14 protein-coding genes are annotated in these 14,019 nt (G+C 72.0%); 11 read left to right on the top strand and 3 right to left on the bottom strand.

Annotated elements, in window-relative coordinates; genetic code table 11:
- The first annotated feature begins 141 nt into the window (after positions 1-141).
- From ACIQUC_RS06845 to ACIQUC_RS06805, 9 genes are all read left to right on the top strand, one after another.
- The gene (locus ACIQUC_RS06845; protein ID WP_402264765.1) at positions 142-1,518 is read left to right on the top strand and encodes an MFS transporter; all 1,377 of its coding nucleotides are present in this window, start codon (positions 142-144) and stop codon (positions 1,516-1,518) included.
- Positions 1,519-1,584: 66 nt separating this feature from the next.
- Positions 1,585-1,878, top strand: a complete 294-nt coding sequence (locus tag ACIQUC_RS06840; protein ID WP_402264763.1) for a hypothetical protein — start codon at positions 1,585-1,587, stop codon at positions 1,876-1,878.
- On the top strand, positions 1,875-3,746 hold the full coding sequence (locus tag ACIQUC_RS06835; RefSeq protein ID WP_402264760.1) for an alpha/beta hydrolase: 1,872 nt from the start codon (positions 1,875-1,877) through the stop codon (positions 3,744-3,746). Before ACIQUC_RS06840 ends, ACIQUC_RS06835 begins: the two co-directional genes overlap by 4 nt.
- A gap of 110 nt (positions 3,747-3,856) precedes the next feature.
- Positions 3,857-4,270, top strand: coding sequence for a hypothetical protein (locus ACIQUC_RS06830; protein WP_402264757.1), 414 nt, complete (start codon positions 3,857-3,859; stop codon positions 4,268-4,270).
- A gap of 115 nt (positions 4,271-4,385) precedes the next feature.
- A complete protein-coding gene (locus ACIQUC_RS06825; RefSeq protein WP_402264754.1) occupies positions 4,386-4,853 on the top strand; it encodes a hypothetical protein in 468 nt (155 codons plus the stop codon).
- Entirely contained in the window at positions 4,820-5,335 is a 516-nt protein-coding gene (locus ACIQUC_RS06820; RefSeq protein ID WP_402264752.1) for a hypothetical protein, read from the top strand. Before ACIQUC_RS06825 ends, ACIQUC_RS06820 begins: the two co-directional genes overlap by 34 nt.
- A gap of 133 nt (positions 5,336-5,468) precedes the next feature.
- Complete coding sequence (glmU, locus tag ACIQUC_RS06815; protein ID WP_402264749.1) at positions 5,469-6,902, top strand: bifunctional UDP-N-acetylglucosamine diphosphorylase/glucosamine-1-phosphate N-acetyltransferase GlmU; 1,434 nt, start codon at positions 5,469-5,471, stop codon at positions 6,900-6,902.
- Positions 6,903-6,956: 54 nt separating this feature from the next.
- On the top strand, positions 6,957-7,934 hold the full coding sequence (locus ACIQUC_RS06810) for a ribose-phosphate diphosphokinase (RefSeq protein ID WP_022907051.1): 978 nt from the start codon (positions 6,957-6,959) through the stop codon (positions 7,932-7,934).
- Positions 7,931-8,710, top strand: coding sequence for a putative protein N(5)-glutamine methyltransferase (locus ACIQUC_RS06805; protein ID WP_402264746.1), 780 nt, complete (start codon positions 7,931-7,933; stop codon positions 8,708-8,710). The genes ACIQUC_RS06810 and ACIQUC_RS06805 overlap by 4 nt, the downstream gene beginning before the upstream one ends.
- Before the next feature lie 121 nt (positions 8,711-8,831).
- Here the strand turns inward: ACIQUC_RS06805 and ACIQUC_RS06800 are convergent, their stop codons facing one another.
- A complete protein-coding gene (locus ACIQUC_RS06800; protein ID WP_402264743.1) occupies positions 8,832-10,415 on the bottom strand; it encodes a molybdopterin-dependent oxidoreductase in 1,584 nt (527 codons plus the stop codon).
- Positions 10,416-10,679: 264 nt separating this feature from the next.
- Here ACIQUC_RS06800 and ACIQUC_RS06795 point away from each other — a divergent pair, with 264 nt between their 5' ends.
- Positions 10,680-11,369, top strand: a complete 690-nt coding sequence (locus tag ACIQUC_RS06795) for a hypothetical protein (protein ID WP_402264741.1) — start codon at positions 10,680-10,682, stop codon at positions 11,367-11,369.
- Positions 11,370-11,593: 224 nt separating this feature from the next.
- Here ACIQUC_RS06795 and gndA read toward each other — a convergent pair whose 3' ends face one another.
- Complete coding sequence (gene gndA / locus ACIQUC_RS06790; RefSeq protein ID WP_402264738.1) at positions 11,594-13,051, bottom strand: NADP-dependent phosphogluconate dehydrogenase; 1,458 nt, start codon at positions 13,049-13,051, stop codon at positions 11,594-11,596.
- 111 nt (positions 13,052-13,162) lie between these two features.
- On the opposite strand from gndA, the gene ACIQUC_RS06785 reads away from it, so the two are divergent.
- Positions 13,163-13,702 carry a gluconokinase gene (locus ACIQUC_RS06785; protein ID WP_402264736.1) on the top strand — a complete coding sequence of 180 codons (540 nt, stop codon included), beginning with the start codon at positions 13,163-13,165 and terminating at the stop codon, positions 13,700-13,702.
- Here the strand turns inward: ACIQUC_RS06785 and ACIQUC_RS06780 are convergent.
- The gene (locus ACIQUC_RS06780) at positions 13,689-13,916 is read right to left on the bottom strand and encodes a hypothetical protein (protein ID WP_402264733.1); all 228 of its coding nucleotides are present in this window, start codon (positions 13,914-13,916) and stop codon (positions 13,689-13,691) included. The genes ACIQUC_RS06785 and ACIQUC_RS06780 overlap by 14 nt on opposite strands.
- Positions 13,917-14,019: the final 103 nt, after the last annotated feature.

The following is a 14,019-nucleotide window of genomic DNA, read 5'->3' as shown; positions in this document are numbered from 1 at the left end:
CGGACGACGGACGGGAGGCGCGGGGCGGGCCCGCACCGCGCCTCCCGTCCGTCCCGTGGTCCCCACCAGGGCACGCGACGCGCGTCGGGACGCCACCACTGGGGCCACCGTCCGGACACCGGGACGCGCTACGGTTCGCGCATGACGGCTTCACCCGCGGCTGCAGTGCCGCAGCGCACCGACCGGCGCGCCCTCGTGTCGTGGGCCCTGTGGGACTGGGGCTCGGCGGCGTTCAACGCGGTCGTCACGACGTTCGTCTTCAGCACCTACCTGGCGAGCCGCGCGTTCGTGGACCCGGCGCTCGTCGGCGACACCTCCGCCGCCGGGAAGGCGCTCGTCGAGCGGGAGCTCGCCCACAACGCGGCCGTGGTCTCCACCGCCCTCACGATCGCCGGGATCGTCGTCGCCCTGGTCGCTCCGGCCGTGGGCCGGCTCGCGGACTCCTCCGGACACCGACGCCGGTCGGTCCTCATCGCCACGATCGGGATCGCACTGTCGATCGGCGGCATGGTGTTCGTCGCGCCGAGCCAGCCGTACCTGCTGCTCGGAGCGGCACTGCTCGGCATCGGGACCGTCGCGTACGAGATCGCCAGCGTCGGCTACAACGCGATGCTCGGTCAGGTCGCGTCGGGGGAGCAGACCGGACGTGTCTCGGCGATCGGCTGGGCGGCCGGGTACTTCGGCGGGATCGTGCTGCTGGTCGTCCTGCTCGTGCTCTGCATCCAGGACTTCGGCGGCGGCGACGTCGCGGGGCTCCTGCAGCTGCCCGCGACCGTGGCGTCCGGGCAGTGGGACGTCCGTGTCGCGATCGGCATCGCCGCCGTGTGGCTCGCCGTGAGCTCGATCCCGCTGTTCGTGACCGTCCCCGAGGCCGCACCCGACCGCTCGCGCAGCGGCAGCCTGCTCGGGGCGTACCGGGACCTCGGGCGGGACATCGCCCGGCTCTGGCGCGAGCGCCGGAACGTCTTGGCGTTCCTGCTCGCGAGCGCGGTGTTCCGTGACGGTGTCGGCGCGGTGTTCACCTTCGGCGGCATCGTCGCCGCGCAGGTGTTCGGCTTCAGCCCCTCGCAGGTCATCCTCTTCGCCATCGCGGCGAACGTCGTCGCGGGCATCGCCACGTTCCTGTCCGGCCGGCTCGACGACCGGTTCGGTTCACGCGCGATCATCACCGTCTCGCTGATCGGGCTCGCGGTGTGCGGCATCGGCGTCTTCGCGGTCGGGAACGTCACCGCGGGCTTCTGGGTGCTCGGGCTGACGCTGGCGCTGTTCGTCGGGCCGGTGCAGTCGTCGTCGCGGGCGTACCTGGCGCGGCTCGCGACGCCCGGCCGCGAGGGCGAGCTCTTCGGGCTCTACGCCACGACCGGACGGGCGGCGTCGTTCCTCGCCCCGGCGCTGTTCGGGGTCGCCGTCACGGTCGGCGGGTCGACGCGGTACGGGATCCTCGGGGTCGTCGTGGTGCTGGTGGCCGGGCTCGTGCTCATGGCGTTCGTCAAGCGGGAGCCGGTGGTCGCGCGCTGATCCCGTGCACGCCGGTCGTGGCGGTGCTATCGTCGCGGACGTCCAGGGGGAACGACGGGGGAACACATGGGGGCCGCAGCACTGCGGATCGAGTCGGAGACGCTCGCAGCGGTCGCGACCGCGCTGACCGACGCCCGGACCGCACTCGGGGCGGACACCGCCCGGTTCACGGGCCTCAGCACCGGTTGCCTCGGCGTGCTCGACGTGATCAGCCGCACCGCGGGTCTCTCGCTCGCCCACCAGGGCATGATCGACGCCGTCGACGCCGCCCTCGAGCAGGCCGCGACGTTCCCCCACGACCTCGGTGCACAGGTCGACGCGCAGGAAGCCGCCCTCGCGAAGCAGGCGGACGGCAAGTGAGCGGCGAGGAGCCGGACGTCGGCGACCCCGCGGGCATCACCGCCCTCGGGAAGCACTGGCACGACCGGGCCGACGCCGTGCAGGACGCCCTGGCGAAGATCGCCTCGGCGTCCGACGTCACCGCCTCTCCGACGTGGAAGGGCGACGCGCAGACGCGCTTCGCGGCACTGCTCGACGAGATGCGTCCGAGCGCGTCCGGCCTCGTGGCGCTCTTCGACGCCGCCGGGGACGCCTTCGACCAGTACGCGAAGGACGTCCAGCGCATCAAGGACGACGCCGACGCGATCCGCCTGCAGCGCGGGACCGTCGCGGCCGAGCTCGCCGGACAGCAGCTGACGCTGCCGACGCTCCGCTCCGCCGCGAAGGCCTACGACGCGACCGAGGCGGACGCCAGGAGCCTCGCGAACGCGGAGCGGGCGATCGCTGATGCCGGCGACCGGTCCGCGGCCCTCGACGCGCAGTGGGAGCAGCTCGTGCAGGACCGCACGACGGCCGACCAGGCGCTGCTCCGGGTGATCACCGGCCCCGAGACGCTCGGACGCCTCGGCAGCATCGAGGGACGTGGCGTCGGCGCGTCCGACGACGACCTCGCGTCGATGCTCGCCAGCCTGTCGCCGACCGAGCTCGGCGCGCTCCTGATGCTCGACCGCACCCTCGCCGACCGCATCGCCGGCATGTCGCCCGACGAGGTCGCTGCGCTCTGGAAGACCCTGGGCGGCGGGAAGGACACGACCGGCGCCGAGCACACCGCCGCGCAGGACGCGCTCATCGCATCGCTGCCCGCAGTCGTCGGCAACCTCGCGGGGCTGCCCGCCTGGGCGCGGGACCGGGCGAACCGGATGACGCTCGTGTCGGCCGTGGCGCAGGCCGAGCAGGACCTCGCCGACGCGAAGGAGCGGCGCGAGGGGCTCGGGTGGCCGGCGTCGCAGGCGGCGGACCATGGGATCGAGGCGGCGCAGGCGAACCTCGACGCGTACCGGAACATCGAGAAGACCCTGGCGTCGACGGCGAAGCCGGGTCGCTCGCTCCTGACGCTCGACACCGAGCACCGGCCGCCGCTCGCTGCGGTGGCTGTCGGCGACCTCGACACCGCCACCAACGTCTCGTACATGGTGCCGGGGATGGGCACGACGACCAAGGACACCTCCGGGTGGACCACCGCGGCCCAGAACCTCTGGACGGCGCAGGAAGGCAAGAACGCCACTGGTTCCGAGCACGCGGTCGTCGCCTGGATGAACTACGAGGCACCGCCGGTTCCGAGTGGGCTCACCACGATGGGCGTGCTGCACGGCGACGCAGCCCGGGCTGGGGCGGACCGGCTCAGTGCCGACCTCCTGGGCTTCCGAGCGGCGCGTCCGGACGCACCGGCCCTCAACGTGGTCGGGCACTCCTACGGGACCACCGTGGCGTCTGATGCGCTCCACGATCACGGTGTGCACGTCGATGCCTTCGTCAGCGTCGCCTCGGCAGGCATCGAGCAGGACATCGGAGGTGCGTCCGGCATCGCAGCCGACCACGTCTACGCCGGCCAGGGGAGCCCCGGCATCCCGTTCACGGACGACCCGCGGGACCAGTGGGCCTGGGTCGGCCGAGCAGGCAGCGGTCGCCAGGACCCCATGGACGACTCCTTCGGCGCGAGTACCTTCGGGACGAACGGCGGTGATCCCGGCGAAGGAGCCGGCGTGACGACGCACGACCCGATCGGGTACGGCGGCAGCCAGGGGTACTTCAACCTCGGGACCGAGTCGCTCGACAACGTCGCGCAGGCTACGTTCGTCGGAGGCGAGGACCTCACGCCAGCCGACGACGCCGGGGTGAGCGCCCTGCAGCAGGACTACTTCGACAACCTGATGGGACCGACACTGTGAGCGGACGCCCCCGAGGCAAGGCCGCCGGGCCCTCACTCGCCGTGACACTGACCCTCACCCTGACACTGGCGCTCGCCGCGTGTTCGGGTCCGCCGACAGGAGGCACCGCTGTGCAGAGCACACCGAGTACACCGAGCGTCCAGCACCAGCGCGATCTCGCTGCCGCGTACGTGGACGCGACCATGCAGACCTCGGGCGTCACGTGGGACGACTCGCAGGCGAACGAGTACGCCCAGGAGTGTCTCCTCGGTGACGGCACGTCCGGAGCGCTCTACAACCTCGCCCGCATCGGCTCGGGGGTCTCGGACCCCGAGGCTGCGGTGCGGACCGTCGGCAGGTCGTGGGCTGCGGACGGATTGACCGTCCGGTACACCGAGTCCTCGCTCAACGACGGCAGCCGGCAGTTCGTCGTCAAGGGGGCTGGTGGTGACGTCGAACGCATCCAGTTCGGGGCGGCGATCGGGCGCAGCTCGCTCGTCGCGGTGTCGCACTGCGGGACGGGTGATGCAGCGGACCTCGGCTGAAGCGTGCGTCCGCAGTGAGCGGTCTCCGTGGAGGGATCTCCGGTTCAGTCCGTGTCAGGGGCGGCGGTCTCGCTCGACGCGGATCACGACCAGAGAACCGACGGCGATCGGGACGGTGCTGCTCGCCGCGTTCCTGCTCGCGGGCTGCGCGGCGGGCACCCCGACCAAGGAGGACACCGTGCGGGCTGCACCGACCGCGGAGCACCAGCGCCGACAGGCAGCGGACTACGTCGAGGAGACGATGCGCCGTTCCGGAGTCGACTGGGACGCCGACCAGTCCGAGGAGTACGCGCAGGACTGCGTGCTCGCGGACGGCTCGGCGGGCGCCCTCTCCAACATCGTCCGGACCGGCGCGGGTGTCGACGACCCGGAGGCCGTGACCAAGTCGGTGGGCACGGCCTGGGCGCGCGACGGCTTGACGGTCGAGTACACGACGGACGAGATGACCTCCGGCGCGAAGCGGTACCTGGTGAACGGACGCGGTGGCGTGGCCGAGCGCATCCAGTTCGGTTCAGCGACGACGAAGTCCAGCATGGGAGGGGTGTCGAAGTGCGGAACCGGAGACGCTGCGGACCTCGGCTGACCGGTCTCCTCACCGCTGCCCTGACCGCTCTCGCCCTGGCGAGCTGCTCGATTGACCCGTCAGGCGCGGGCGCGCCGACGACCACCGTCCCCACCACGCCGCAGCAGGGCGTCCTCGCCGAAGCGTTCGTCGCGGAGACGATGCGCGCGTCCGCCGTGGACTGGAACCCGTCCCAGGACAACTCGTGGACGCAGGACTGCGTGCTCGCGGGCGGGAGTCGCGGGGCCCTGTTCAACGTCACTCGGGTCGGTGGGGGAGTGCCGGACCCGAAGGCCACGCAGCAGCTGGTCGGCGCAGCGTGGGCAGCGGACGGGCTCGACGTGCAGTACTCGACGGACTCCTACAACGACGGCAGTCCGCAGTACGTCGTCAGCGGAACCGGCGGACGCGTGGCGAGTGTGCAGTTCGGCGCTGGGCCACACCGAAGCACGATCTCGGCGGTCTCACGATGCGGTGCCGGGGACGCAGCGGAGCCCGGTTGAGGCGCGCGGGTGGGTTCGCGCCCGGGCCAGGAGGCGCAGTGTGGGCCCGTCCACCCGCTGCGGTTGTGCGCACGGTTGCGACGGTCGGGCGGTTCCGGCGGACTCCGCAGCGCGCGTGCGCCAGGATGGAGCCATGACCGACCAGCGCATCGCCGTCGTCGTCCTCGCCGCCGGGCAGGGCACGCGCATGAAGTCGTCCACGCCCAAGGTGCTGCACCGCCTCGCCGGGCTGCCGCTCATCGCGCACGTGCTCCGGACGGCGTCGTCCCTCGAGCCCGAGCACGTCGCCGTCGTCGTGCGGCACGAACGGGAGCTCGTCGCGGCCGAGGTGACCGAGCGGGCGCCGGATGCGATCGTGGTCGACCAGGACGACGTGCCCGGCACCGGGCGTGCGGTCGAGGTCGCCGTGCAGGCCCTCCCCGCCGACTTCGAGGGGGCCGTCGTGGTGCTCTCCGGCGACGTCCCGCTGCTCGACGCGGCGTCGCTCCGAGCACTCGTGGACGCCCACGTCGGCGGGAGCAACGGCGCCACCTTCGTCAGCGCGATCGCCCCGGACCCGACCGGTCTCGGCCGCATCGTCCGTGACGCCGACGGGACGTTCGTCGGGGTCGTCGAGCACAAGGACGCCACGGCCGAGCAGCTGACGATCACCGAGGCGAACGCGGGGATCTACGCGTTCGACGTCACGCACCTCCGTGCGGTCCTGCCCTCGCTCACCACGGCGAACGCGCAGGGCGAGAAGTACATCACCGACGCACCGGCGCTCATCGGGGCCCGGGGCGCGCGCATCGACGTCGTCAAGCTGACCGACCCGTGGCTCGTCGCCGGCATCAACGACCGTGCGCAGCTGTCCGACGCCGCGCGGGTGCTGAACGCGCGCATCGTCCGTCGGCACCAGCTCGCCGGCGTCACGGTGCAGGACCCTGCGACGACGTGGATCGACCTCGACGTCTCGATCGAACCCGACGCCGAGATCCTCCCGGGCACGCAGCTCATCGGCGCCACCGCGATCGCCTCGGGCGCGGTCGTCGGGCCGGACACGACCCTGCGGGACACCGAAGTCGGCGTCGGAGCCGTGGTGAACCGCGTCGACGCCACCCTCGCGGTCATCGGCGACGGTGCCTCCGTCGGGCCCTTCGCGTACCTGCGGCCGGGCACGATCCTCGGCGACGGGGGCAAGATCGGTACGTTCGTCGAGACGAAGAACGCGACGATCGGCCGGGGCAGCAAGGTGCCGCACCTGTCGTACATCGGCGACGCCGAGGTGGGCGAGGACTCGAACATCGGCGCGAACACCATCACGGCCAACTACGACGGGGTGCACAAGCACCGGACCGAGGTCGGCTCGAACGTGCGCACAGGGTCGCACAACGTGTTCGTCGCCCCGGTTAGGATTGGTGACGGAGCGTACACCGGCGCGGGTACGACCGTCCGCAAGGACGTCCCTGCCGGGTCGCTGGCGATCAGCTACGCCCCACAGCGCAACACCGACGGATGGGTCGAGGAACACCGACCCGGTTCGCCGGCAGCCGAGGCCGCTCGGCGCGCGAACGGCGAACAGATCTGACGGCTCTCGGGCCGATCAACACGGCCCCGCGGGGTCAGGGAGTGAGCACCGCACTTGTCCGGAATCAAAACGACCGGCCAGAAACGACTCGTCCTCGTCTCGGGGCGGGCACACCCGGCGCTCTCGGCCGAGATCGCCGAGGAACTCGGCGTGGACCTCGTCCCGACCGATGCACGGACCTTCGCGAACGGGGAGCTCTACGCCCGCTTCGACGAGTCGGTCCGCGGCTGCGACGCGTTCGTCATCCAGTCCCACACGGCACCGATCAACGAGTGGCTCATGGAGCAGCTCATCATGGTCGACGCCCTGAAGCGTGCCTCGGCGAAGCGCATCACCGTCGTCGCGCCGTTCTACCCCTACGCCCGCCAGGACAAGAAGGGCCGTGGGCGTGAGCCGATCTCGGCACGACTCGTCGCCGACCTGTTCAAGGCCGCCGGTGCGCACCGCATCATGAGCGTCGACCTGCACGCCGCGCAGATCCAGGGCTTCTTCGACGGCCCGGTGGACCACCTGTTCGCCATGCCCGTCCTGCTCGAGCGCTTCCAGCAGACGCTCGACCCCTCGACGCTGACGGTCGTCTCGCCGGACATGGGCCGCGTCCGCGTCGCCGACATCTGGTCGGAGAAGCTCGGCGCGCCGCTCGCCATCATCCACAAGCGCCGCGACCCGCTCGTGCCGAACCAGGTGTCCGTGCACGAGATCGTCGGCGACGTCTCGGGTCGCGTCTGCCTGCTCGTCGACGACCTGATCGACACCGGTCGCACCATCGCCAAGGCGGCCGAAGCGCTCAAGGCGGCCGGAGCGACGGGCGTGGTCGTCGCTGCGACGCACGCGGTGTTCTCCGACCCGGCGACCGAGCTGCTGCAGAGCGAGTTCATCGACCGGGTCGTCGTCACCGACACCCTGCCGCTGCCCGAGGACAAGCGCTGGGACCGCCTCGAGGTCCTGCCGATCGCACCGCTCATCGCCCGCGCCATCCACGAGGTCTTCGACGACGGGTCGGTCACCTCGATGTTCGACGGCGCCGCTTGACCGCACCCGTGCGTGACGCGCTCGCGGCCCGACTCCGGGCCGCGGGCAGCGTCTTCGCCGAGGACGAGGCCGACCTGCTGCTCGAGGCCGGCGACGGCGACGCGGTCCGCCTCCGCGCGCTCGTCCAGCGGCGGCTCGGCGGCGAACCACTCGAGTACGTGCTCGGCTGGGCGGCCTTCGACGGGCACCGTCTGCGCGTGACGCCGGGTGTCTTCGTGCCGCGTGCCCGCACCACGGTGGTCGTGGAACAGGCTGCTCGGCGGTTGCGCCGCTACGACCGGGTCGTCGACCTCTGCTGCGGTGCCGGGGCGATCTCGATCGCCCTGCTCCAGCGTGTGGGTGCGCTGGACCTCGTCGCGTCGGACGTCGATCCGGCGGCGGTCGACGTCGCGGCCGAGAACATCGGCGACCGCGGCATCGTCGTGGCCGGCGACCTCTTCGCGCCGCTGCCGGACCGGTTCCGTGGCGTGGTCGACGTCATCGCCGTGAACGCCCCCTACGTGCCGACGGCGTCCATCGCCACGATGCCGTCCGAGGCCCGCGACCACGAGCACCGGGTTGCGCTCGACGGGGGAACGGACGGCCTCGACCTGCACCGGCGGATCGCCGCGGGTGCGGGGGAGTGGCTCCGCCCGGGCGGCGCTCTCGTCATCGAGGTCTCCACCGGGCAGTCCGAGGCGTCGGCAGCTGCCTTCGCGGCGGCCGGGTTCCAGGTGTCGGTGGAGTCGGACGACGAGGTCGACGGCACCTGCGTCGTGGCGACGCGTCCCGCCTGACGCGACGCCAGTCGCGGGGCCGACCCGCGCCTCCTGTCCGACCCGCGTCTCCGGTCTGCCTCACGTCTCCGGTCCGACCCGCGCCGCCGTCTGCGGCACAGCCGGTCAGCCGGACAGGCGGTCAGGCGGCGCGGACCTCGACCGTGTGCCATCCGCTCGCGCCGTTCGGTGCGGGCGGCCGTTCCACGCTCGTCTGCACTTCGCCGTCCGCGCTCACGGCTCGGACCTGGATCCGGTGCGATCCCTTCGTCGGGGTCCAGCGGTAGACCCACTGCCGCCACGTGTCCGCCGAGACGGAGTCCGCGAGGGTTGCCGTCTCCCACGCCCCGTCACCGATCCGGACCTGCACGGCCTTCACCCCGGTGTGCGGCTGCCAGGCGACCCCGGCGATCGCGACGGTCGTCCCTGCGTCGACGGTCGAACCGGCACGCGGGGTGTCGATGCGAGACTCCAGCTTGACCGGGCCACGCTCCGACCAGCCGCGAGGCGTCCAGTAGCCCTGTGCATCGGCGAAGCGGGTGATCTCGAGCTCGGTGACCCACTTCGTGGCGGAGACGTACCCGAAGAGTCCGGGCACCACCATGCGCACCGGGAAGCCGTGTTCCGGCGGCAGTGGCTCGCCGTTCATCCCGACCGCCAGGAGCGCCGCCGTCCCGGCGTCCTGCAGCACGTCGAGCGGCGTCCCCGCGGTGAACCCGTCGACGCTGCGCGACAGCACCATGTCGGCGCTCGCGTGCGGCGCGGCCCGCTCGAGCAGCTTCCGGATCGGGTAGCCGAGCCACAGCGCGTTCCCGATGAGGTCACCCCCGACCTCGTTCGAGACGCAGCTGAGGGTCGCGTGGTGTTCCTCGAGCGGGAGGGCGAGCAGGTCGTCCCAGGTCAGCTCGACCTCGTGGTCGACCGCGCCGTGGATGCGGAGCTTCCAGTCGGCGGTGTCCACCGACGGCACGCGCAGCGCAGTGTCGATCCGGTAGAAGTCGCTCGTCGGCGTGACGTACGGCGTGATGCCGGGTACGTCGAGGGACGCTCCCGCCGGGACCGCGGGCGCCGCGGTGGCAGGGGCAGGCAACCGGATCGCCCGCCGTGCCGCGGCGGTGGCCTGCGCGGCGGCGGTCCCCAGTCGTGCGGCGCCACCGACCATGACCGCGACGGCCGCCGCCGTGACGCCCCAGACGAGGAACGCGCGCCGTTCGGCGGACGCGGGCCGCGCGGCCGCCGACGGCACGGCTGCGGCGGACTCCCACCGACGGAGCCGGGCGGTGAGGAGTCGGAGCACGACGACGGCTGCCGCGACGCCGAGGACCGAGGGGGCACCGTCCAACGTGCCGCTGCCGGAGCGGGTGGTGACGGCCAGGAGCGAGAGGACACCGCCGACGGCGAACACGACGGCGCCGAACGGCGGGCGCGCACGCTCGAGCACGCCCGCACCTGCGCTGACCGCCGCGACGATCACGGACATCAGGACGAACAAGGCGATCTTGTCGCCGGTGCCGAACAGCGACACCATGAGGTCCTTCGCGCCGGGCGGGGCGAGGTCGATGACCGCCGACCCGACCGCGACGAGCGGGCTGCCTGCACCGCTGAGCACGAGGGCTCCGAGTTCCGCGGCGGCGAAGAACGCGAGCGCGGCGACGATGCCGATCGCGGCAGCGAGCAGTCGGGGGCGCGGGACCGCCGCGGGGGCGGGCGCGAGATCAATGGTCACGAGCCGAGCGTAGGTCGACCCCACCGCGTGTGTGCTGACAGTCGCGCACACGGTGGACGGGACCGGCGGCGGCACCGCCTGTGGAGGACCCGTACCCCACCACCGATCCGCACCCCGACCACTGGCCCGCATCCCGACCACTGGCCCGCACCCCACCACCGGCCCGCACCCCACCCCACCACCGGACCGCCCCGTCCACCGGTTCGTCGGGCGTTCACCGGCACCGGCCAGCCGACGGCAGGTGGACCATGCGAGGATCGGGGTGTGCTGAGGCGTCCCGACCGTGTCCCGGGCTTCGGTCGCGCCTGGCGGCGGAACCGCCACCCGATGTCGCAGGCACGGCGGCTCCTGGTGCTCCGCTGGGTCATCGTCGGGGTCTGGGCCGCGCTGCTCACCGCACGCATCATCGTCGTCTCCACCACGCCCGACGCCGACCTGACGTACTTCGGTGTCGCCGAGGTCGCCGTGATCGGTGCCGGCCTCCTCGTCATCGCCGGTGCCGTGCTGCGCGGCTGGACGCTCCGCCGCCGGCACGAGGACGAGGCGCTTGCACTCGCGATCCGTCGGATCGACCCGACCGTGTGGCTCGTCCCGGCAGCGCCGACCCCCGAACTGCGAGCCTCCGTCGCGGCCGTGCGTCCCGACGTCGCCCTCGGGCACCGGGTCACCTGGGCCTTCGGCGCGACCGAGGCGTCACTGTGGGAACTCGAGGAACGCCGAGCCACCAGACTGCTCGTCATCCGGTGGAGCCGGATGGTGCACGTCGGGCTCGAGGACGTGCACGGCGACGGCCGCTCGTGGGCGATCGCGATGCACTACGTCCGGCCCGACGACACGACCGCGGTGGCGACCTTCTTCGTCCGCTCGGCACCGGGTTCCAGACGGATGCTCGGCCGGGGGCCCCGGATGGAGCGGCTCGTGGCCGACCTCGCGCGCGAGCGCATCGTGGCCTGACCGCGAGACGGGAGCGCGAGCGGCGGGACGGACGACACCGAGCGGCGGAACGGACCACACCGCGAGCGGCGGAACGGACCACACCGCGAGCGGCGGAACGGACCACACCGCGAGCGGCGGAACGGACCACACCGCGAGCGGCGGGACGGACGACACGGCGAGCGGCGGGACGGACGAAAAACGGAAGGCCCCGCCGACCGACGGGGCCTTCCGTGTGGAGCGCGCTAGTGGGTCGAGGGCTCCTGCTCGACCTCGCGGCGGTCGTCGTCCGACCACAGCGTGTGGAAGGTGCCGTCCTTGTCGATGCGCTGGTAGGTGTGCGCGCCGAAGAAGTCGCGCTGTCCCTGGATGAGCGCGGCCGGTAGCCGGTCCGAGGCGAGCGAGTCGAAGTACGCCAGCGCCGACGAGAAGCCGGGCGCCGGGATCCCCGAAGCCGCGGCGATGCCGACGATGCGACGCCATGCGGCTTCGCCTTCCTGCACGGCGTTCGCGAAGTACGGGTCGACCAGCAGGCTCTCGAGCTTCGGGTTCTTGTCGTACGCCTCGACGATGCGGTTGAGGAACTGCGCACGGATGATGCAGCCGCCGCGCCAGATCTTCGCGATGTTGCCGAGGTCGATGTCCCAGTCGTACTCCTTCGCCCCGGCGATGATGAGGTCGAAGCCCTGCGCGTACGCGACGACCTTCGAGGCGTAGAGCGCCGCACGGACGTCGTCCTCGAACCCGTCGGGGACACGGGCGATGTCGGGACGGTCGGGGAACGCCTGCTGCACCGCGGCGCGCTGCGTCGGCTTCGACGACACCGCCCGGGCGAACACGGCCTCGCCGATGCCGGACACGGGGATGCCGAGGCCGACGGCGTTCTGCACGGTCCAGACGCCGGTGCCCTTCGACCCGGCCTCGTCGCGGATGACGTCGACGAGCGGCTTGCCGGTGTCGGCGTCGCGCTGCTTGAGGACCTCGCCGGTGATCTCGATCAGGTACGACTCGAGGTCGCCCTTGTTCCACTCGTCGAAGACCTTGACGAGGTCCTCGACGCTCAGCCCGCCGACGCGGCGGAGCAGGTCGTACGACTCGGCGATGAGCTGCATGTCGGCGTACTCGATGCCGTTGTGCACCATCTTCACGAAGTGGCCGGCGCCGTCGGAGCCGATGTGGGTCACGCACGGCTCGCCCTCGGCGACCGCGGCGATCGACTTGAGGATCGGACCGAGGGTCTCCCAGGCCTCCTTCGACCCGCCGGGCATGATCGAGGGGCCCTTCAGCGCGCCCTCCTCGCCGCCGGATATGCCGGTGCCGACGAAGTTGAGGCCCTTCTCGCGCAGGTCGTGCTCGCGGCGGATGGTGTCGTGGAAGTTCGCGTTGCCGCCGTCGACGATGATGTCGCCGTCCTCGAACCGCTCGGCGAGCTGCTCGATGACCGCGTCGGTGCCCTTGCCCGCCTGCACCATGATGATCGCGGTGCGGGGCTTGGACAGCGAGGCCACGAAGTCGTCGATCGACTCGGACGCGATGAAGCCGGCGTCGGCGTGCTCGTTCAGCAGTTCCTCGGTGCGGGCGTACGTGCGGTTGTAGACCGCGACGGTGTTGCCCTCCCGCGAGGCGAGGTTCCGAGCGAGGTTCGAACCCATCACCGCCAGACCGACCACGCCGATGTTCGCCTGTCCGTTGTTCTCTGCCACGAGGTCTCCTTCGTCCTGTCGTTCGGCACCAACCTACGGTCCGCAGCCTGGGACCGCCCGGGTGTTACGGCAACTGGGGACGACTGTTCACCGGCCCAATACGGTGGAGGGATGACCGAGCGCGCTGTCCTCCCGCCCCTGCTCGTGATGGGGGTCTCCGGTTCCGGCAAGTCGACGATCGGGCGGGCCCTCGCCGACGCCCTCGCCGCCGACGGGCAGCCGACGGTCTTCGTCGACGCGGACGATCTGCACCCCGCCGCGAACAAGGAGAAGATGCGGCAGGGCATCCCGTTGACGGACGAGGACCGCTGGCCCTGGCTGGACGCCTGCGCCGCCCGGATCGCCGAGGTCGAGGACTCCGGACACCGCTGCGTGATGGCGAACTCGGCGCTCAGGCGCGCGTACCGGGACCGGCTGCGCGGATCGGCACCGACGCTCGTGATCGCCTTCCTCGACGGGTCACACGACCTCATCGCCGACCGTCAGGCGCACCGCCACCACGAGTACATGCCGAGCTCGTTGCTCGACTCGCAGTTCGCCACGCTCGAGCGACCGCAGCCGGACGAGGCCGCCGTCACCGTGTCGATCGAGGGATCGGTCGACGAGACGGTGGCGGCGATCCTCGCCGCGCTGTCGGTCACTTCCGGCTGAGTTCGGACAGGCGTGAGCGGTACTCCTCCGCGTCGATGTCACCCCGGGCGAAGCGGTCGGCGAGCACCGACCGCGCGTCGGACCGCGCCCGCCAGCTGCCCCGCCGGAACACCCCGAACACGAGGAACACGACCAGGAACGCGACGAAGAAGAACACGGGGAAGACGAAGAACGGGAACCCGCCGCCGTGCCAGTAGGGCGCGGTGGTGAGCATGGTGACCTCCTGTGGTCGGTTCGGCGTCGCTGTCACGACCCTCCAAGACTCGGTACCGGAGGCGCGGTGCGCGTCCGTCCCGCAGCCCCACTTCCGTCTGCTC

Origin of the sequence: Curtobacterium sp. NPDC098951 (genome assembly GCF_044759965.1) — a bacterium.
Taxonomy (GTDB): Bacteria; Actinomycetota; Actinomycetes; order Actinomycetales; family Microbacteriaceae; genus Curtobacterium.
Note: the sequence above shows the minus strand (reverse complement) of the source record. Positions and strands in the feature narration are given on the sequence as shown.